17 protein-coding genes are annotated in these 18,684 nt (G+C 64.2%); 13 read left to right on the forward strand and 4 right to left on the reverse strand.

Annotated elements, in window-relative coordinates:
- Positions 1–36: 36 nt before the first annotated feature.
- Positions 37–519, forward strand: coding sequence for a transcription elongation factor GreA (greA, locus tag ACVMB1_RS35075; protein ID WP_076824576.1), 483 nt, complete (start codon positions 37–39; stop codon positions 517–519).
- 239 nt (positions 520–758) lie between these two features.
- On the opposite strand, the gene ACVMB1_RS35080 is transcribed toward greA, so the two are convergent.
- The gene (locus ACVMB1_RS35080; RefSeq protein WP_076824578.1) at positions 759–1,397 is read right to left on the reverse strand and encodes a GntR family transcriptional regulator; all 639 of its coding nucleotides are present in this window, start codon (positions 1,395–1,397) and stop codon (positions 759–761) included.
- Positions 1,398–1,521: 124 nt separating this feature from the next.
- Between ACVMB1_RS35080 and bioB the strand changes: the two genes are divergently transcribed.
- From bioB to ACVMB1_RS35100, 4 genes are all read left to right on the forward strand, one after another.
- Positions 1,522–2,517, forward strand: a complete 996-nt coding sequence (gene bioB, locus ACVMB1_RS35085) for a biotin synthase BioB (protein ID WP_076824580.1) — start codon at positions 1,522–1,524, stop codon at positions 2,515–2,517.
- A gap of 65 nt (positions 2,518–2,582) precedes the next feature.
- Complete coding sequence (locus ACVMB1_RS35090; RefSeq protein ID WP_076824582.1) at positions 2,583–3,737, forward strand: 8-amino-7-oxononanoate synthase; 1,155 nt, start codon at positions 2,583–2,585, stop codon at positions 3,735–3,737.
- A complete protein-coding gene (gene bioD, locus ACVMB1_RS35095) occupies positions 3,734–4,366 on the forward strand; it encodes a dethiobiotin synthase (protein WP_076824584.1) in 633 nt (210 codons plus the stop codon). Before ACVMB1_RS35090 ends, bioD begins: the two co-directional genes overlap by 4 nt.
- Positions 4,363–5,625 (forward strand): adenosylmethionine--8-amino-7-oxononanoate transaminase, encoded by a 1,263-nt coding sequence (locus ACVMB1_RS35100; protein ID WP_456849690.1) that lies wholly within the window; start codon positions 4,363–4,365, stop codon positions 5,623–5,625. The genes bioD and ACVMB1_RS35100 overlap by 4 nt, the downstream gene beginning before the upstream one ends.
- 113 nt (positions 5,626–5,738) lie before the next feature.
- Here ACVMB1_RS35100 and ACVMB1_RS35105 read toward each other — a convergent pair whose 3' ends face one another.
- Positions 5,739–6,890: a YXWGXW repeat-containing protein gene (locus ACVMB1_RS35105; protein ID WP_076824586.1), complete on the reverse strand. Its 1,152-nt coding sequence runs from the start codon at positions 6,888–6,890 to the stop codon at positions 5,739–5,741.
- Positions 6,891–7,188: 298 nt separating this feature from the next.
- On the opposite strand from ACVMB1_RS35105, the gene ACVMB1_RS35110 reads away from it, so the two are divergent.
- Positions 7,189–8,598, forward strand: coding sequence for an MFS transporter (locus ACVMB1_RS35110; protein WP_456849692.1), 1,410 nt, complete (start codon positions 7,189–7,191; stop codon positions 8,596–8,598).
- Here the strand turns inward: ACVMB1_RS35110 and ACVMB1_RS35115 are convergent.
- Positions 8,595–9,497 (reverse strand): LysR family transcriptional regulator, encoded by a 903-nt coding sequence (locus tag ACVMB1_RS35115; protein ID WP_076824590.1) that lies wholly within the window; start codon positions 9,495–9,497, stop codon positions 8,595–8,597. The two genes, ACVMB1_RS35110 and ACVMB1_RS35115, sit on opposite strands and share 4 nt — an antisense overlap.
- 94 nt (positions 9,498–9,591) lie before the next feature.
- Between ACVMB1_RS35115 and ACVMB1_RS35120 the strand changes: the two genes are divergently transcribed.
- From ACVMB1_RS35120 to ACVMB1_RS35150, 7 genes are all read left to right on the forward strand, one after another.
- Positions 9,592–10,293: a haloacid dehalogenase type II gene (locus tag ACVMB1_RS35120; RefSeq protein ID WP_076824592.1), complete on the forward strand. Its 702-nt coding sequence runs from the start codon at positions 9,592–9,594 to the stop codon at positions 10,291–10,293.
- Positions 10,280–11,518, forward strand: coding sequence for a CaiB/BaiF CoA transferase family protein (locus ACVMB1_RS35125; protein WP_076824594.1), 1,239 nt, complete (start codon positions 10,280–10,282; stop codon positions 11,516–11,518). The genes ACVMB1_RS35120 and ACVMB1_RS35125 overlap by 14 nt, the downstream gene beginning before the upstream one ends.
- A gap of 190 nt (positions 11,519–11,708) precedes the next feature.
- The gene (locus tag ACVMB1_RS35130) at positions 11,709–13,544 is read left to right on the forward strand and encodes a DUF1963 domain-containing protein (protein ID WP_076824596.1); all 1,836 of its coding nucleotides are present in this window, start codon (positions 11,709–11,711) and stop codon (positions 13,542–13,544) included.
- Between the two features lie 189 nt (positions 13,545–13,733).
- Complete coding sequence (locus ACVMB1_RS35135) at positions 13,734–14,291, forward strand: hypothetical protein (protein ID WP_076824598.1); 558 nt, start codon at positions 13,734–13,736, stop codon at positions 14,289–14,291.
- A 289-nt stretch (positions 14,292–14,580) separates the two neighbouring features.
- Positions 14,581–15,393 carry a pentapeptide repeat-containing protein gene (locus ACVMB1_RS35140; protein ID WP_076824600.1) on the forward strand — a complete coding sequence of 271 codons (813 nt, stop codon included), beginning with the start codon at positions 14,581–14,583 and terminating at the stop codon, positions 15,391–15,393.
- 120 nt (positions 15,394–15,513) lie between these two features.
- Positions 15,514–15,984 carry an aminoacyl-tRNA deacylase gene (locus ACVMB1_RS35145; protein ID WP_200844595.1) on the forward strand — a complete coding sequence of 157 codons (471 nt, stop codon included), beginning with the start codon at positions 15,514–15,516 and terminating at the stop codon, positions 15,982–15,984.
- 251 nt (positions 15,985–16,235) lie between these two features.
- Positions 16,236–16,655, forward strand: coding sequence for a CBS domain-containing protein (locus ACVMB1_RS35150; RefSeq protein WP_057015376.1), 420 nt, complete (start codon positions 16,236–16,238; stop codon positions 16,653–16,655).
- Between the two features lie 191 nt (positions 16,656–16,846).
- On the opposite strand, the gene ACVMB1_RS35155 is transcribed toward ACVMB1_RS35150, so the two are convergent.
- Positions 16,847–18,655, reverse strand: coding sequence for an NAD(P)/FAD-dependent oxidoreductase (locus tag ACVMB1_RS35155; RefSeq protein WP_076824604.1), 1,809 nt, complete (start codon positions 18,653–18,655; stop codon positions 16,847–16,849).
- Positions 18,656–18,684 lie beyond the last annotated feature (29 nt).

An 18,684-nucleotide genomic window follows, 5' to 3' on the forward strand; every position in this document is an offset into this window, starting at 1 on the left:
GGTCTATGCTGCTGGCCTCATCGATGGAGTTCTGGATTGAGCGTTGCCTTCACCAAGGAAGAAAGTGCCGAGACCGCGTCCGAAACGCTGTTGCCGGACCGCCCCATTTCGCCGCATCCCAACCTGGTGACCGAAGCAGGACGCAAGGCGCTGGAGCGTGAGCTCCAGGCGGCACGCGAGGCCCTAGAGGCCGCGCAGCAGCTGGACGACGTCAACGAACGGCGGCGGCAGTCGGCGGTTCCGTTGCGCGACGCGCGCTATCTCACGGAGCGGCTCCGCACCGCGCAGGTCGTGCCTGACCCTGCTTCCACCGAAACCGTTGCCTTCGGTAGCACGGTGACCTTCAGCCGCGCCGACGGGCGGGTGCAGACCTATCGCATTGTCGGCGAGGACGAAGCCGATCCAAAGGCAGGCTCGATTTCCTTTGTCTCGCCGGTAGCGAGGTCGCTGATGGGCAAAGCCCTGGGCGACGTCGCAGGCTCGGGCGATCAGGAGCTGGAGATCGTCGCGATCGCTTAGAGAGTGATGGGATTAGATTGAATGGCGGTCGCAAAGGCGGCGCGTCCCCTCGCCCCGTTCTTACGGGGAGAGGGTTTGGGGTGAGGGGCTGCCTCCGCACACGCGGAGACAGATACTCTCGCGGAGACTCCCCCTCTCACCCGGAACGCATCTGCCGATGCGTTCCGACCTCTCCCCGCACGCGACCGCACGCGGGGCGAGGTGAACCGGAGTCCGCCGCTCGATTCGGAGCAAAGTGATCACGCTGCCGGCAGGGCAAGCCGCTCGATAGTCTGAATATGCCGCGCCAGCAGGCTGCAGGCCTGTTCGATGTTGCGTGCGCGCAGCGCCTGCAGGATCACGCGATGATCCTGGCTCGGCCGCGGCCGCCAGCCGGCGTTGCGCGCCATCGCGAACACCAGTCGCGAATTCGCAAGCTGCAGGCCGTCGAGGCTGGCAAGCAGCCGCGGCATCGCGCACGGCGCCACCAGCGCATGGTGAAAGGCGCGATTGGCCATCTCGAAATCCTGCACCGTCTCGGCATTGTCGCCTTGGATCATGGCGAGTTCGATCCGTGCCAGATGGGCCGATGTGAGCCTGGGGGCGGCATTGCGCAACGCCACCACCTCGAGCGCGGCGCGCATCTCGGCGATTTCCTTCACCGACCTGGTGTCGAGCGGCGCGACCCGCACCCCGCGTCGCGGCACCGCAACAACGAGATGCTGCGCCTCCAATTGCCTGAAGGCCTCGCGCACCGGCACGTGGCTCGAATGGAATTCGCGCGCGACATGATCCTGCCGCAGCGGCGCGTCCGGCAGCAATTCGCAGTTGATGATGCGCTCGCCGATCGCTTCGGCGATGCGCCCCGCGGTGGTCGTGTTCGCGCCTTCGCTCGTCATAGATTATCTATCGTAAAAACGGGTGCGCGCGCGTTCGGGCTCGGCTAGCATCGTTCTAAGTCCACAGATCATAGATAATATACCAGATTATCTATGATCCACAGCAAACGAGAAAGCAAGCCATATGGTTGATGTCGTGGAAATCGAACGGACCGACAGCCGCACCAGCGCAGCGCCCCGCAAGACCTGGGACCGTGCCGAGGCTGAAGCGCTCTATGACCTGCCGTTCGCGGATCTGATGTTTCAGGCGCAAGGCGTGCATCGCGCCAACTTCAATCCGAACCATGTCGAAACCGCGAGCCTGCTCAGCATCAAGACCGGCGGCTGCCCGGAAGACTGCGGCTACTGCTCGCAAAGCGCGCATTACGACACCGGCCTGAAGGCCACCCGCCTGATGCCGCGGGATGAAGTTGTCGCGGTCGCGCAGCGCGCCAAGGATGCCGGCGCAACCCGCTTCTGCATGGCCGCGGCCTGGCGCAGTCCGAAGGACCGCGATCTCGATCAGGTCTGCGACATGGTCAGCGCGGTGAAGGGCCTCGGCATGGAAACCTGCGTCACGCTCGGCATGCTGACGCCAAAGCAGGCCGAGCGTCTCTCCGACGCCGGCCTCGATTTCTACAACCACAACGTCGACACCTCGCCCGAGTTCTACGACAAGATCATCACCACCCGCACCCTGCAGGATCGCATCGATACGCTCGCGCATGTGCGCGACGCCGGCATCAAGGTCTGCTGCGGCGGCATTATCGGCATGGGTGAACAGGTCGATGACCGGCTCGGCATGCTGATGCTGCTTGCCAATCTTCCCAGCCATCCGGAGAGCGTTCCGATCAATCTGTGGAACGAGGTCAAGGGCGTGCCGGTCAACGACACCGCGGAACGGCCCGATCCGATCGCGCTGGTGCGTCTGGTTGCCACCGCGCGGATCATGATGCCGAAGAGCGTGGTGCGGCTGTCGGCCGGACGGCAATACATGACCGACGAGCTGCAGGCGCTGTGCTTCCTCGCCGGCGCGAATTCGATCTTCATCGGCGATGTACTGCTGACCACCAAGAACCCGCAGCGCGATCGCGACGCCAATCTGCTGGACCGGCTCGGCATCAACTCCGCCCTCGCCTGAGCGCACCTCCGGCACGCGCGCGGCGGGATTCGCCGCGCGACCAACTACAAATCTGAGAGAGAAGCATGAGCGCAATCCATGCGGCCAAGGTCGCTGATTACGCCGCGGCCTTGCACGCCCTGAGCAAGGACGATCGGCTGCGCGGTCTCAAGCCGCGCGCGGGCATCGATTTCGTCTCGAACGACTATCTGGCGCTCGCGAACGCGCCGCGCATCAAGAATGCGGTCTCGGCCGCGCTCGGGGCCGGCACACCGATCGGCGCCGGTGGGTCGCGGCTGCTGCGCGGCAATTGCGAGGAGCACGAACGGCTAGAGGCCGAAGCCGCCGCGTTCTTTGGAGCCGAGACGGCGCTGTTCTTCGGCGGCGGGTATGTCGCCAATTTCGCCGTGCTGACGACGCTGCCGCAGCGCGGCGATCTCCTGGTGCTCGATTCTCTCGTGCACGCCAGCATCCATGAAGGCGCGCGGGCCGGCCGGGCCGAATTCCGGATCAGCGCGCACAATGATCCCCAGTCGGTCGAAGACACCATTCGCGGCTGGCGTGCCGAGGGCGGCACGGGCCGGGCCTGGATCGTGGTCGAAAGCGTCTACAGCATGGATGGCGACGTCGCGCCGCTCGACGACCTCGTCGCCATCGCGGACCGGCACGACGCGTTCCTGATGGTGGACGAGGCGCATGGCACCGGCGTCTATGGCGAGCAGGGGCGTGGGCTGACGGCGTCCTATGAGGGGCGCGAGAACCTCGTGATCGTTCATACCTGCGGCAAGGCGCTGGGCGCCGCCGGCGCGCTGGTCACCGCTTCGACCGTGCTGCGCGACTTCATGGTCAATCGCTGCCGCCCGTTCATCTTCGCCACTGCACCGTCGCCACTTGTGGCCGTCGCCGTGCGCGAGGCGCTGCTGATCCTGCAGCAGGAGCCCCTGCATCAGCAGCGCCTGGCAAAACTGGTCGCGTTCACGCATCGCGAGCTCGACCTGCGCGGTTGGCGCAGCCCGTCGCGCTCGCAGATCGTGCCCTATATCGTCGGCGACAATGCGCGTGCGATGCAGCTGGCGTCTGCGCTGCAGGCGCGCGGCTTCGATATCAGAGGCATCAGGCCGCCGACCGTGCCGGCAGGCTCTGCCCGGTTGCGGATTGCGCTGACCCTTAATGTCGACGAGGACGACGTGCGCGCGCTGCTCGACGCGCTGGTCGACGAGACCAAAGGCTGGTCGCGATGACGAGCCGGATCGTGATCACCGGCACCGATACCGGGATCGGGAAGACGGTGTTCTGCGCGGGCCTCGCCGGCTTCCTCGGCGCGCGCTACTGGAAGCCGGTTCAGGCCGGCCTCGAGGAGGAAACCGATGCGCAACTGGTCGCACGGCTTGGCGGGCTCCCGGCGGATCGCATCGTGCAGGAACGTTACCGGCTTCGAACGCCGGCTTCGCCGCATCAGTCTGCCGCACTCGACGGCGTGCGCATCGACGCTGCCGCGCTCGGCGTGCCCGATGCCGGGGACCGTCCGCTGGTGATCGAGGGCGCCGGCGGGCTGATGGTGCCGCTCGACGGCAACACGCTCTATATCGATATCTTCGCGCGATGGCGCCTTCCGGTCGTGCTGTGCGCCCGCACCGCGCTCGGCACCATCAATCACTCGCTGTTGTCGGTCGAGGCGCTGCGCACGCGCGGGATCGACATTCACGGGATCGCATTCATCGGCGAGAGCAATCCCGAGAGCGAGCGCGCGATCTGCGAGATCGGGCAGGTGCGCCGGCTAGGCCGGTTGCCCTGGCTTGCTCCGCTTGCGGCAGACACGCTGCAGGCAGCGTTCAAGGCGTCGTTCCGGCGGGAAGATTTCAATCCATGACATCCGCTCGGAAGTCGCCGATCTGGCACCCGTTCACCCAGCACGCGCTGCACGGCGAGATGACGAGGATCGTGCGTGGGGAGGGCGCCTATCTCTACACCGCGGATGATCGCCGCATCATCGATGCGATCGCATCCTGGTGGGTCGTGACCCACGGCCATTGCCATCCGCACATCGTGCGCGCGATCCAGGACCAGGCGGAGCAGCTCAACCAGATCATCTTCGCGGGCCATACCCACGATCCGGCCGAGCAGGTCGCCGCGCAGCTGTTGAAGCTGGCGCCCGACGGGCTCGATTACGTGTTCTTCTCCGACTCTGGCTCGACCAGCGTCGAGGTGGCGCTGAAGATGGCGCTCGGCTACTGGCACAATATCGGCGCGACGCGCACGCAGATCATCGTGATGGAAAACTCCTACCATGGCGACACGGTCGGGACGATGTCGGTCGGCGCGCGCGGCGTCTTCAACAGGGCTTACGAGCCGCTGCTGTTCGACGTCGCGTCGATCCCGTTTCCGGCGCCTGGCTATGAACAGACGACGCTCGACGCGCTCGAAGCCGCGTGCAGGAAGGAATCCGCGGCAGTGTTCATTGTCGAACCGCTGATCCTGGGTGCGGGCGGGATGCTGATGTATCCGCCCTGGGTGCTGAAGGAAATGAAACGCATCTGCGCAGCCGCTGGCGTGTTTTTCATCGCCGACGAGGTGATGACCGGCTGGGGCCGCACCGGCACCTTGTTCGCCTGCGAGCAGGCGGACGTCAGGCCCGATATCGCCTGCTATTCGAAGGGCCTCACCGGCGGTTCGCTGCCGCTCGCGGTGACGCTGTGCCGTGCGGAGATCTACGACGCACATTATTCCAGTGATCGTTCGCGCACCTTCTTCCACTCCAGCTCCTACACGGCAAACCCGGTCGCCTGCGCTGCTGCAAAAGCAAACCTCGAGCTCTGGCAACACGGTGCAGGCGCGCGCGTCTCCGCGGTGGCTGCGATGCAGGAGCGTCTGCTCGCCGCGTTCCGTGCCGACGCGCGCTTCGAGAACGTCCGCCGCACCGGGACCGTCACCGCACTTGATCTGAAGGCGAGCGATGCGGGCTATCTCGCCGGCATCGGCCCAAAGCTTCAGGCCTTCTTCGAACGCCGCAATCTGCTGCTGCGGCCGCTCGGCAACACGATCTACGTCATGCCGCCCTATTGCGTCACCGAGGCGGATCTCGAGGAGATCTACGACGGGATCAGCTGTGCGGCCGACGCGCTGGCTTGACGGCGCGCTTCGCGCCCAAAAGTCAGGGATGATGATCGCATCGCGGTCGTGGTGCGCGCGATGGGGTCTCATACGACATCGGCGTGCCCTTGCAGGCACGCCGATGAGCCCGATCATGAGTGCTGGCGTGCCGCCGGATGCGGCCTCGCAGCGGGATGAGGCCGCGGCGCCGGTCGTGACACATGCGGGGGCGCGGGCCGATGCACAACCGCTTGCGCGACGCGCGGCGCCGGTGGATGCGCGACCGCGCGTGGCTGCGGCGGTGCATGCTGCACGAGCTGCGGTCTTGACGCCGGCGGAGCGACGTGCGGCGCGGGTGCGGGATGTGCGCCGGCACCGGGGAGAGTATGCGCAGTCGGCAAGGCGTGTCCCGGCGGCAAAGCGTTCCCCGTCGGTAGAGCGTGTCCGGCCGGCGAAGCATTTGCTGTCGGCAGGGCATGTCCTGGCGGCGGAGCATTCCCCGTCGGGAGAGCATGTCCCGTTGGCAAGGCGTGTGCGGCCGTGGGTTGCGCATGTCGGGGCGGCGGCGCCGCGATCGGCTTGCCCGGGCGCGCGGCCACCACGCCGGCGCCGCTGAACCGTGCTGCGTGCGCGGTCGCCGCGACCGCCGGATGACCATGGTTGTTGGTGAGCGTCAGCGCCGGATTCTTCATCGCCGCTTCCGCGTGTCGCGTCTGCTCGCCGGTCGCGGCCATGTGGTGCCCGCTCTGGGCCGCGAGCTGCTGCGGCGTCGGCTTCACCGTGGTGCCGCCGGTGCCGCCGTTGTAGCTGACGTTGGTCGTGTTGTTGACGACGGTCTTGTTGTAGACGTTGGTGACCGAGACGTTCGAGATGTTGTTGACGGAGCTGTTGTAGAAGAAGCTGCCGCCGCGCCAGTAGCCGCCCTCATAGCCGACGCCGGTGTAGCCGAAGCCATAAGAGATGCCGCCGTAGAAGCCGACGGTCGCGCCCCAATATCCGGCGTGGAAGGCGTAGGCGCCGTCGCTCCAGCCCCAATAGCCGGGGGTCCACAGCAATTCGGGCGCAGGCGGAAGCACCCATGTGCCGGGCACCCAGTAGTAACCGGTGTCGTCGTTCCATGCCCAATAGCCCGGAGTCCAGATGTAGCCGGGCGCGGGGATCGGCGGCTGGACATAGACCGGCAATGGCGGCGGCGCCGCATTGACGGTGATGCCGATGGCAAGCTGCCCGCGTGCTGGCGCGAGCGGTGAGAGACAGCAGAGGCTGAGAGCCAAGGCGAAAGGCAGTCCGGCGATGCGGCGCATGGCACATACTCCAATCTTCTTCCCCCAGCGTTGGAGTCGAATAGTGGCGGCGACATGAACCCGTTGTGAATGTTTGTGCTGACACCGTGATTTCGAGTTCGCGCGACGGCGGGATCGTTAACGACGGCGAATGCAAGTCAGCTCGGTGTCAGGATGGAACGCGACGGTGCGGTCGCGTCAGCTTCATCACTGCGCCAAATAGTCGAATTTTCGATTTGAATTGGACGACGACCCCCTGCGCGTCATCAATCGGTGCCCGGAGCATCCGGCTGCCAAAGGCCGGGCAGGGAGGTTTGGCATGGCGCGATCCGCCGACATCGACATCAACGCGGGCGCGCGCCTCGACAGGCTACCGATCTGCGGATTCCACTGGCGCATCCTGGCCCTGATCGGCGCCGGCATGTTCCTCGACGCGTTCGATATCTATCTGGCCGGCGGCGTGCTGGGCGCCGTGCTCAAGGCAGGCTGGTCGACGCTCGAGCTCAACGCCGCATTCGTCTCCGCGACCTTCGTCGGGATGACGATCGGCGCGTGGTGCTCCGGCATCCTCGGCGATCGGTTCGGCCGCCGCTTCTCCTATCAGATGAACCTCGCGATCTTTGGCCTCGCCTCGATCGCCGCGGCCTTCGCGCCGAACATGATGGTCCTGATCGGCCTGCGTTTCATCATCGGCATTGGCCTCGGCGCAGAGATCGTGGTCGGCTACGCGACGTTGACGGAATTCGTGCCGGCTTCCTCGCGTGGACGCTGGATCGGGCTGCTGGCCGTGATCACCAATTTCTCGCTGTTCGTATCCTCCATGGTCGGCCTGTGGGTGATCCCGACGCTTGGATGGCGCTACATGTTCGGCCTTGTCGGTTGCCTTGCGATGGTCGTCTGGATTCTGCGCAAGTCGATGCCGGAATCGCCGCGCTGGCTCGCCGCCAACGGACGCGCCGATGAAGCCGAGAAGATCCTGTCGGCGATCGAAGTCGAGGCCGCGCGCAAGGCGACACTGCCTGCCGTCGCTGCCCGCGCGCCGGTGCAGGAGTCTCCCGGCGCGGTCTGGCGTCTGTTCCAGCCGCCGTATCTCGCGCGCACGCTGCTCGGCAGCCTGTTGCACATCGTCGTCGGCTTCAGCCTCTACGGGTTCATCGGCTGGCTGCCGACCTTCATGGTCAAGGGCGGCCACAGCGTGGTTTCCTCGCTGGGCTACACCACGGTGATGGCGCTGGGCGGCCCGGTCGGATCGCTGATCGGGCTCGTGCTGGCGGACCGGCTCGGACGCAGGCTGTCGATCGTCTGTTCGTCGATTGCGGCAGCGGCGCTCGGTATCGCCTATCCATACATGCCGGATGGTGTTGCGCTCGCGGGTGTGGGCTTCCTGCTGATCACGGCGATCTACGTGATGCTGGCGACCGGGTTCGCGATGCACGTCCCCGAACTGTTTCCGACGCGGTATCGGCTTCGCGGCACGGCGATCTGCGCCACATCCGGACGCATCGCGACCGCGCTGGTTCAATACGTCGTGGTTGCGACCTTCGCCTGGCAGGGGCTGACCGGCGTGCTGACGACCCTGGCCGGCATCCTCGTCTTCCGAGCCGTGGTCTTCCTCGTGTTCGGTTTCGAGACCAAGGGGCGCTCTTTAGAGGACGCATCGGCCGTCACGGACGCCGAGGCAGCACGTCAATCGCCCATGGCGCGGAGGCCGGCGGACCTCGGCGCCTAGTTCAGGTCGGAGCACGCCGCCCTGATCCGGTCGCGGAGCCAGCCGTTGGCGTTGCTCTGATCGTATCTGCGGTGCCAGTACAACATCCAGTCAAACGGCGCGGATTCGAACGGCAGTTCCTCCATCCTCAGATCATCGTCCATCAGCACGGTCGCGAGGTGCCTCGGCATCACCGCGAGCAGATCGGTCTTCTTCAAGACATGGGGCACGACCAGCCAATGCGGCACGTTCAGGGCGATGCGTCTTCGATGGCCGCGTTCGGCGAGCACGTCGTCGACGAAGCGAAGATCGGTCGGGCTCATCGAGACCTTCATGTGCTCCCGCGCGATGAAGCGCTCAAAAGTCAGCCGTGCGCGCTTGATCTGGTGTCCGCGTCGCATCAGGCAGACCATGCGGTCTCGCAGCAGCGTTTCCGAACGGATCGATGCGGAATGCTCGAGCCCCATGCTCACCGCGACGTCGATCTCGTCCCGCTCCAGCGCATCGATCGTCAGGGCGGGCGGCAGATGGATCGTGTTGTAGGAAATTCGGCCCTCCGGCGGCCGCGTTGCGGCGAGCCGCGGCAGCAGCAGGCATGCGAGAATGTCCGACATCCTGATCGTGAAGGTGCGTTCGGTCCGGTCTGGATCGAAGCCGGCGTCGCTCGCCATCACGCGCTCGACCTGACGCAGAACCTGGCGCAGCGGCTCCGCCAGTTCGGTGGCGCGGGGCGTCGGCTTCATCCCGGTTGTGGTCCGCACCAGGAGTTCGTCCTTGAACATCGCGCGCAGCCGGTTAAGCGCATTGCTCATCGCGGGTTGGCTGAGGCCGACCCGGTCTGCCGCCTTGGTGACGTGACGCTCGGTCAGCAATGCGTCCAGCGCGACGAGCAGATTGAGGTCGATGGATCGAAGGTTCATTCATCATTCATATCGTGAATGACGAGAGATAACAAATCCATTTCATCCATGATGGCGCAGCGCGTATCAATCGATCAGGACCAAGGAGGCACCAATGAGCTTTGAGACGATCAAGCGCGACGTGAAGATCTGCATGTTCGACCAGTACGGCACGGTCGTCGACATGCAGGGCGGCCTGACCAGGATCGCGGCGCCGTTCCTCGAGAAGAAGGGCTGGAAGGGCGATCCGAATTCCTTCGTCACGTGGTGGCGTCGCACGCATTTCGAGAACTCGATGATCGATGCGCTGCTGCATCGCGAGCACACGCCCTATCGCGAGATCGGGCACCGCGCGGTTGCCCACGTCATGGACCGCGCGAAGATCGACTATACGATGGACGATGTGCGCTACCTCGTGGGCGAGATCGAGAAGCTGTTGCCGTTTCCAGAGGTGCCGGACGCACTCGCGCGGCTGCAACGCAAGTACAAGCTCGTCGTGCTCTCGAACGGCGATCCGGACATGCTCGAGACCGCGAAGCAGTACCACAAGGTCCCGTTCGATCGCGTGATCTCGGTGGCCGAAGCCAATTCGTTCAAGCCGCATGTCGCGACCTATACGAAAGCGGCCGAGATCATGGGCGTGAAGCCCGCGCAGGTGCTGTTCGTGGCCAATCATGCCTTCGACTGCATCGGCGCCAAGTCCGCCGGCATGCGGACGGCCTTCATCGATCGGCGCAGCCGCCCGTTCGGCATCACGCCGCATCAGCCCGATATCCTGGTGCCGTCGATGAAGGACCTCGCCGATGCGATCGTCTGATCGCGAGCCGCTGTCGGGCATCAGGGTCCTCGACCTCTGCCGGGTGGTCTCTGGCCCGTTTGCCACGATGCAGCTCGGCGATCTCGGCGCCGACATCGTCAAGATCGAGGATCCGCGTCAAGGCGACGAAAGCCGCCGTTACGGACCCCCCTTCGTCGGCGGCGAGAGTGCGTATTTTCTGTCGGTGAACCGCAACAAGCGAAGCTGCGCCATCGATCTGAAGTCGCCGGCTGGGCGCGACGCGGTGCTCGATCTTGCATCCGTCGCAGACGTCGTCATCGAGAACTTCCGCCCCGGCACCCTGGACAAATGGGGGCTCGGCTTCGACGCGCTGCGCGCCCGAAAGGCCGACATCATCCTGTGCAGCATTTCGGGATTCGGTCGCACCGGTGCCGACGCCGCGCGCCCCGGCTACGATCTGATTCTGCAGGGCGAATCCGGCGTGATGGACATCACCGGCGATCCGGACGGACCGCCGACCAAGGTCGGCACGTCGATCGCGGACCTCGTCACGGGCCTTTATGCGTCGCATTCGGTGTTGGCCGCGCTGATGCGCAAGAGCCGCACCGGCGAGGGCGGCCGGGTCGACGTCTCCATGCTCGACGCCATGGCGTCGCTGCTGACGTTCAACGCCGGCATGTACTTCGCCTCGGGACAAAGCCCGAAGCGCCGCGGCAATGTCCATCCGACCATCAGCCCGTATGAACCGTTCGAGGCGAGTGACGGCTGGATCAATGTCGGGGTCGCGAACGACAAGTTCTGGGCGGCGTTTTGCGGCGTCGTCGGCCGTCCGAAGCTGCGCGAGGACATCCGCTTCGCAACCGCTCCGAAGCGTGCGGCGAGCCGCAACGAGCTCGTCGCGATCCTTTCGCCGATCTTTGCCCGGCGAAGTCGCGCCGACTGGCTGCAGGCGCTCGGCGCGGCGGGCATTCCGTGCGGCGCGATCAAGTCGGTCGGCGAGGTCTGCGAAACGCCTCAACTCACGCAGCGGGGAATGGTCCAGACCATCAGCCATCCGGCGGCGGGAGATGTGAAGTTCATCGCGAGGCCGACGCGGTTCGGCGACGAACCGCCGCCACCTTCCACGCCGCCGCCGATGCTCGGCGAACACACAGGCGAGGTGTTTACGGAATGGCTCGGCTGGAGCGACGATCGGCTCGAGAGGTCAGCGGTCGATGGCGCGTTCGGCGACTTTGGACGGACGTTCGTGCGATCGTCGATGTGAGCGGCGCCGCTGCGGTCGCGCCGCGCCGCCCAACGTGCGGCGAAATGGCGCGTAGCACAGTCCTGGCCTTTACCTGATCAAGCGCGCCCGTCCGCAGGAATTAAGAACTCGCTTTCCAAGATACAGAATTTGGATGACGCAATCCTGAATCGACGCCAATATTCCGGCCCAGGTTGAGGAGCGGCGCGCGATGAAGGACTTTATTGCCAAGTTCCTAACGTACAATCTGGAGATGCTTGCCAAGGCCTCGGATGAGGACCCGGCCGCGCATGACCAGAATGCAGTCTGGCTGCGCGCTGCGATTCCGGCTTGTCCGGCGGCAGCCGAGATCGGTTGGATCGGCGGCAATCCAGAACTTCCTGATCCCTTCCAATGGCCCAGCAGGGACGGCCAGCCGTATCAGTTTCTTTGCCAGATCAATTGCGCGTCCTTGCCGCCCAGCCTGTGGGGCGGCGTCGGTCCGAGGGCGGGGTGGCTGGCATTTTTCGCAGCCGTGTCCGGCCGTATCGACGTGAAAGTGATCCATCAACCGACGCTCGGACCGCAACGTCGCAACGAACGCGCCTGGCAGAAGAGCGCCACGGGTCTGTATTGGGTCGATGACAAGTATGACGGGCTGCTGGCACCGCCGCCCAGATGGCCGCTCGACTTCGTGCATCCCGTCGACGGCGAAAGCTGCGTTCCAAACCGGCTGCGGCGCAATCCTTCTGCCGATGCAGTTTTCGCCATCGCATCGTGGGAGCTTCAGCCGATCGATTGGAGAACGCTCGAACTGCTCGTGCAGGAGGTGCTTGCCCAATCGAGGGCGTGGGCGGCGCGTCTGACCGACGCGGCGCGGCAGCAGGAAGCGCGGCTCAAGCAGCCGCGCAAGGAGCTGGTGACTGCGTTCGAGCAACTCGCTGAAACAGCGGAACGGCTGCGCGAGGCGTTGGCACGTTCCGAAGCGGAGCAGCCATTCTCGTTGCAAAGCTGGCTGTCCCACGCCGAACTGGTCCTGCGCATCAGGGAGCTGCACAACGAGATCACCTTGCAGCGTGGCGGCAGCTTCGTTGCGGCGCTCGACAAGTCGGAAATCGAGCTCGCCAATGGCGAGGGTTTTCTGGCGCCGATCTGGGTGAAATCGAAAGCGCCTCTGTTTCCGCCCGATACCGAGCAAGGGCGCAGATATGCCGGGCTGGTTCGGCTCATTCAGGACCTTGAACGAGATATTCAGGCCGACGTACGGATGCCGTCGCCCGACAGGGGCGTTTCAGCCGATCTCGCCGGCTGGCTGGAATACAGGGAGAAGTTTCCGCAGGACTGGGAAGCCTATGCGGCGCGGGTTCGCGGGATTCGCAAACTGTACTACGCGTTCTGGATCGACAACGCCGCGGCGCTCGAGACGACGATGGCGCATGGTCGCGGGCTGCCGCCGCCCGAAAGCTGGGCAGACGCCCGCGGGCGCGCGGAGAGCGAGCGCGACTGGGCGCATGAGCAATTGCGCAGGTTCGGAACGGCCGAGGCAAGCGAGGGCCAGAGGCCCGCCATCGCACGGAGCAGGCAGCAGAAGGCCGAGGCGCTCGTCGCAGAGCTGGAAGCGGTCATGCGCAGGATCCGCGATCGCCAGAGCGAGGCCGCGTTCGTGCCCGACGAGTGGACCGCGCTCTATCGGCTGCTCGATGAGCGTGCGGCCGATCAGGCGCTGCCGGAGTTTTGGTCGACGGGGTACAGGGTGTTGCGCTCCGAAATCGCCAAGCAGCTTTACGCCGACGATCCCGATGCAGTGATCCCGGCGGCCCGGCATCCGCTTGAGACCGACTGGGCGTTCGACGCCGAGCAAGCCACGCTCCAGATCGGCGGCGCCCCGCGCGGCTGGTGCGCGGACTTTATCGAAGACAAGCCGAACTCGGTCATGCTGCTGCAATTTCCGAGCAACAATCTCACGCATTTCAGATGCGGCGACGTCAGCGACCTCGTCGTCTCGATCTCCCGCTCCGATCTTGAACGGTACGACTTCAAACATGTGCGGGTGGATGTATCGAATTGACAGATCCGCCGCAAAGGCGGTTGCCGGTGGCAGCCAAATGATCAGCGAAGCGAAAGACGGCCAATATCCGATTGCTGGCTGCGCAAAGGTGTCCTTTTGAAACGGCCTGTCATTCTTGCCGTCATGGCCATTGCATTGGCGTGGCTGTTGGTCCGATGCAGTACGCCGCAGGCATCTTTGCGCTACCGGATGACCATCGAGGTCGAAACCCCCGGCGGGTTGAAGTCCGGCTCTTCAGTGATGGAACTGCGCCTTGAGCGGGAATTCCTGATCCCGATGCCGGGCGCCGGTGGTTCCGACTGGGGTGGTGGCTTCACCATGCACGGCGAAGCCCCATTTGTGGATCTTGGCGACGGAAAGGTTCTGTTCGCGACGAACTACGATCGAAATTACAGCTATCTGAGCAGCATGACGCATATCGTCGTCCAGGTTCTCGGTTATCGCGAGCTGGCGCCGCCACTTCCGTCCGGCGACAACGCGAGAACCATGAGCGCGGCTGTCAAAGCCAAGCCATCCGGCGTCCTGCGCCCGAAGGACTATCCGACGCTGGTGACGTTCACCGACACGAGCAAGCCTAAATCCGTTGTCGTGGTCTCGTCCGACAATCTCGCCGCCGCCTTCGGGGCGGGCTACCGGCTCGGCCGAATGACGTTTCAAGTGGCCGAGCAGAATGCGCCGCTCACCGCTACTCTCGCGGCCCGTTTTCCGGCGCTAGTTGACGAGCGCGGCCGGCTGATCCTGCGTTAACTGGCTCGGTGATGCATCGCGAGGTGTTGGCGGCGTCCCGTCAATCGGGACAAGGCCTCGGGTTGAGCCGGCGCCATTCCTCCGGCGGCATGAAGGTGCCCGACCATATTCCGCGCCTGGCTTGGTTCGCCTCGTCCTGCTCCGGCTGAGACGGTCACTGGCATTGCCAGGATCGATATCCGGTTTCATACTCTGGCATAGGCCGGAGCCGGCCAGCTAACCTGACGGCGCGGCCAACCCGGAGAATACAAGAGACAATACCGGGTTTCTGAGCGGCGGAGAGACGGCGATGTCGTTTCGTCTCGCATTTGCCTTTGTGTCAATAGCGGCGGTGCTGGTTGATTCGACTGACGCCGTGTCGCAGGACATGCTGCGGAGTGTCGACCTCAACAGTCCGGAAATGACGGCGTCGGAGATGACGCGCGCCGAGGTCGATGCGCTCCTCAAATCGATCCCTCAAGGGGACGGACGCACTGCAGATTTGGATGGAAAGCGACTGTCGCACCTCGATCTCTCGGGCCTCGACTTCTCCGGCGGCAACCTTCATCTCGTAAAGCTCAACCAGACCAATCTGAAAGGCGCCCGCTTCGATCGGGCTATCTTGAACCAGGCCTGGCTAATCGACGCAGACTTGACAGGGGCGTCCCTCGTCAAGGCATCGCTGCTCGGCACGCAGATGCAACGCGCCAAGCTTGGCGGCGCCGACTTGAGCGGCGCTCGGATAACCGCCGATCTTTCCGGTGCCAGCCTGATCGGGGCCAGGCTTGCGGGCGCCGATCTGAGCGCTGATATGCGCAACCAATCGATGGGCCTGATGCGTGGCGTGCTCAAATCCGCCGATCTGCGGAACGCGGATTTAAGCGGCGCCAATCTCTCGCGCGCCGATCTCGAATTTGCGCAACTGCAGAATGCCAATTTGGCGAACTGCAGCCTCCATAGAGCTGACCTTGCGGGAGCCGACCTATCCGACGCCAATGTCGCCGGCGCAGATTTCACCGAGGCCGACCTTGCGTCGGCCCTGTTGCCGAGCGCGGCGGCGCTGGCCGAGGCCCGCAATCTGGACAAGGCCCGGAACTTGAACTTGGCGCGGCGCCCCCGTTAGGGATCGAATTGCAGTGTCCTGCGACAAGACCTATGTTCTGTCTTGAGAACCACGCAGCCGCTCATCGTGCGGCGGGCAGGACCACGGTGGATGGTTGCATGTCGCACCGGAGGTGACGCCATGACCATTTCTTCCAAACTGCACAATTATCTCGCTGCAGAAAACATCGAGTACGACGAAATCCCGCACGTACTGACGATGTCGTCAGCCCTTACCGCCCAGGCTTGTCACGTCTCGGGCGATCGCTTGGCCAAGGCCATTGTGCTGCGCCGCAACGACGGGTACCTGCTCGCCGTGCTGCCGGCATCGCATCACCTCAGGCTGGCGGATCTCAGGGCGAGATTCGGTGACGATATCGCCATGGCCGCTGAAGGCGAGATCGATCGGCTGTTCACGGACTGTACGCACGGGGCGGTTCCCGCCGCCGGTAGCTGCTACGGGCTCGACGTTATCGTTGATGACAGCATCCGGATGCAGCCCGAGATCTATATCGAAGCCGGCGATCATGAGACGTTGCTTCATCTCGGTCGTGCGCAATTCGCACGCCTGACCGCCGGTTCCCTGCATGGCAGCTTCAGTGCGCATGACTGAGGCGGCGTGACAGCGGGACCATCTATCTGTGCGCCCCGACTGGAGCATGATCCGGAGGGGTGCGAAGCGGCTCTTCCCCGAGGCAAGGGAGGAACGCGCTTGCGCGGAGATCATGCTCAAGCAAGGGGCTCGAGCGCGATAACGCTTCGACCCGGTTTCATCGTGCCTTAAGGCGCAGCACGCATGCAGTCGCGCCAGCTCTGTTGTATAATTGCGAGCGAGGGGGTGCTGCCTTGGACGGGAGGTCCTCCATGAAAGTCAAGGACGTGATGCACAAGGGCGTCGATTGGGTGAGCCCCGACACGCCAATCACCGAAATCGCGAAATTGATGCAAGGGCACGACATCGGCTGCATTCCGATCGGGCAAGACGATCGTCTGATCGGGATGGTGACGGATCGCGACCTCGTCTGCAAAGGTCTCGCGAGCAAGGACTTCAACTCTGCGCGCACCACAGCGCGGGATGTGATGACCGAAGGCATCCACTGCTGCCGGGAAGACGACGATCTGACGAAAGCTATACATCACATGGAAACGCTGAAGATTCGCAGACTGCCTGTGATCAACAAGAGCAAGCGGATGGTTGGCATGATCAGCCTGGGCGATGTAGGCCACTTTGCCGGTGCCGATCTCTTGTCCCAATGCATGAAGAGCGTGTCGGCTCATCATTGAGGCGAGGCCGGTCTGCGGGAAGCTGGCAGACCGGCCAGTATCGTGGTCAACCGGGAAGGCAATCGGTGCCGGCTGTCTCGCAGGCATCGGCCCGAAGCTGGACGGCGATCGGCACAGTTCGATCTCCATCCAATCTGTCGGGGGGCGGATCGCACGACGATCCGCCCGACACCTCGTTATCGCCCGGTCGATCAACCGAGGTGATGAACCTTCTGCAAGCCGTAGACCGGGGTTGGGATGCCTTCCATCCGCGCCTTCAGTTGCAGCGCCAGATACTGGGAGTAATGCCGCGACTGGTGCAGATTGCCGCCGTGGAACCAAAGTGCCTCCTGCTGGGTCGGCTTCCACATGTTGCGCTGCTCGCCCTCCCACGGGCCGGGGTCCTTGGTGGTATCGGAACCAAGACCCCAGACCTTGCCGACCTTGTCGGCGACGTTCTTCGAGATCAGGTCGGCGGCCCAACCGTTCATCGAGCCATAGCCGGTGGCATAGACGACGAGATCGGCGGGGAGTTCGCTGCCGTCCACGAACCTGACGCCGGTTTCGGTCAGTTCCCGCACCGCAGCGCCCTTGCCGCTCTTGAGCTTGATCGAACCGTCGATCACGAGATCGCAGGCGCCGACGTCGATGTAATAGCCCGAACCGCGGCGCAGGTACTTCATGAACAGGCCGGAGCCGTCGTCGCCCCAATCATGCATGAAGCCGACTTTCTCCAGCGCGGCGTAGAAATCCTTGTCGCGCTCGCGCATCTGCTCGTAGAGCGGGATCTGGAATTCGTGCATGATCTTGTAGGGCAACGAGGCGAAGATCAAATCGGCCTTGCGCGTGGTCATCCCGCTCGCCACCGCCTGCTCCGAATAGAGCGCGCCGAGCCCGATATCCATCAGCGTGTCGGATTTCACGATATGCGTGGACGAGCGCTGCACCATGGTGACGTCGGCGCCACCTTCCCATAGCGCCGCGCAAATATCGTGGGCGGAGTTGTTGGAGCCGATCACCACCACCTTCTTGCCGCGATATTTCTCCGGCCCCGGGTGGGTCGAGGAATGCTGCTGCTCACCCTTGAAGATGTCCTGCCCCTTGTAGGTGGGCCAGTTCGCCTTGCCCGACATGCCGGTCGCCAGCACGAGCTGCTTCGGCTTGAGCGTGATCTCCTTGCCGTCGCGCTCGACCACGACGGTCCATTCCCCGGCCTTCTCGTCATACTTGGCCGACTTCGCCGTGGTCGAGCTCCAGTAGTTGAGCTCCATGACCTTCGTGTACATCTCCAGCCAGTCGCCGATCTTGTCCTTCGGCGCGAACACCGGCCAGTTTTTCGGGAAGTCGATATAGGGCAGATGGTCGTACCAGACCGGATCGTGCAGGCAGAGCGACTTGTATCGCTTGCGCCAGGAATCGCCGGCGCGTTCGTTCTTCTCGATGATGATGGTTGGCACGTTCAATTGCCGCAGCCGCGCGCCAAGCGCGATGCCGCCCTGGCCACCGCCGATGATCAGCGCATAGGGTTGTTTTGCATGACCCAGCTCGGTGATTTCCTGGTCACGTTCCTCGCGCCAGCTCTTACGGTCCTTGCCATGGCCGTGCTTGGCGCCGAGCGGACGGGTGGAGCCGGACTTTTCCTCATGTCCCTTGATCTCGGCCATGGTGGTGAGCAAGGTCCAGATGCGTCCATCCTTCATGCGCAGGTGACCATAGCCGCGCGCGACATCGGTCTCGAATTCGATCCAGCTCTCGATGATGCCGCCGGCCTCGCTCGCGGCTTCGCCATCGGCAATGCGCCATCCCGACGGTTTGCTATCCGCAAGCCGCGCTTGAAGCATGTCGCGGATCTGATCCTTGCCTTCCATGGTTTTGATGTTCCAGGTGAAGGTGACCAGATCGCGCCAGTAGCAATCGGTCTGGAACAGCGCGATCGCGCGTTCGATGTCACCCGACGACAATGCGACGTTGAACTCGTCGAGCAGCGCGGTGATCTTTCCGTCCGGGGCCTTCGTGAGCATGGTTTCATTCTCCCATATGCCGGCGTCGA

It is taken from the genome of Bradyrhizobium sp. USDA 4504 (assembly GCF_054063995.1).

What these genes read in the sequence shown, in the direction of transcription:
- ACVMB1_RS35145 (WP_200844595.1), top strand. Translation starts at nt 15,514, where the DNA reads ATGACCATTTCTTCCAAACTGCACAATTATCTCGCTGCAGAAAACATC.
- ACVMB1_RS35100 (WP_456849690.1), top strand. Translation starts at nt 4,363, where the DNA reads ATGACATCCGCTCGGAAGTCGCCGATCTGGCACCCGTTCACCCAGCAC.
- ACVMB1_RS35135 (WP_076824598.1), top strand. Translation starts at nt 13,734, where the DNA reads ATGACCATCGAGGTCGAAACCCCCGGCGGGTTGAAGTCCGGCTCTTCA.
- ACVMB1_RS35110 (WP_456849692.1), top strand. Translation starts at nt 7,189, where the DNA reads ATGGCGCGATCCGCCGACATCGACATCAACGCGGGCGCGCGCCTCGAC.
- ACVMB1_RS35150 (WP_057015376.1), top strand. Translation starts at nt 16,236, where the DNA reads ATGAAAGTCAAGGACGTGATGCACAAGGGCGTCGATTGGGTGAGCCCC.
- ACVMB1_RS35125 (WP_076824594.1), top strand. Translation starts at nt 10,280, where the DNA reads ATGCGATCGTCTGATCGCGAGCCGCTGTCGGGCATCAGGGTCCTCGAC.
- ACVMB1_RS35105 (WP_076824586.1), bottom strand. Translation starts at nt 6,890, where the DNA reads ATGCGCCGCATCGCCGGACTGCCTTTCGCCTTGGCTCTCAGCCTCTGC.
- ACVMB1_RS35130 (WP_076824596.1), top strand. Translation starts at nt 11,709, where the DNA reads ATGAAGGACTTTATTGCCAAGTTCCTAACGTACAATCTGGAGATGCTT.
- ACVMB1_RS35120 (WP_076824592.1), top strand. Translation starts at nt 9,592, where the DNA reads ATGAGCTTTGAGACGATCAAGCGCGACGTGAAGATCTGCATGTTCGAC.
- ACVMB1_RS35155 (WP_076824604.1), bottom strand. Translation starts at nt 18,655, where the DNA reads ATGCTCACGAAGGCCCCGGACGGAAAGATCACCGCGCTGCTCGACGAG.
- ACVMB1_RS35080 (WP_076824578.1), bottom strand. Translation starts at nt 1,397, where the DNA reads ATGACGAGCGAAGGCGCGAACACGACCACCGCGGGGCGCATCGCCGAA.
- ACVMB1_RS35090 (WP_076824582.1), top strand. Translation starts at nt 2,583, where the DNA reads ATGAGCGCAATCCATGCGGCCAAGGTCGCTGATTACGCCGCGGCCTTG.
- ACVMB1_RS35140 (WP_076824600.1), top strand. Translation starts at nt 14,581, where the DNA reads ATGTCGTTTCGTCTCGCATTTGCCTTTGTGTCAATAGCGGCGGTGCTG.
- bioD (WP_076824584.1), top strand. Translation starts at nt 3,734, where the DNA reads ATGACGAGCCGGATCGTGATCACCGGCACCGATACCGGGATCGGGAAG.
- bioB (WP_076824580.1), top strand. Translation starts at nt 1,522, where the DNA reads ATGGTTGATGTCGTGGAAATCGAACGGACCGACAGCCGCACCAGCGCA.
- ACVMB1_RS35115 (WP_076824590.1), bottom strand. Translation starts at nt 9,497, where the DNA reads ATGAACCTTCGATCCATCGACCTCAATCTGCTCGTCGCGCTGGACGCA.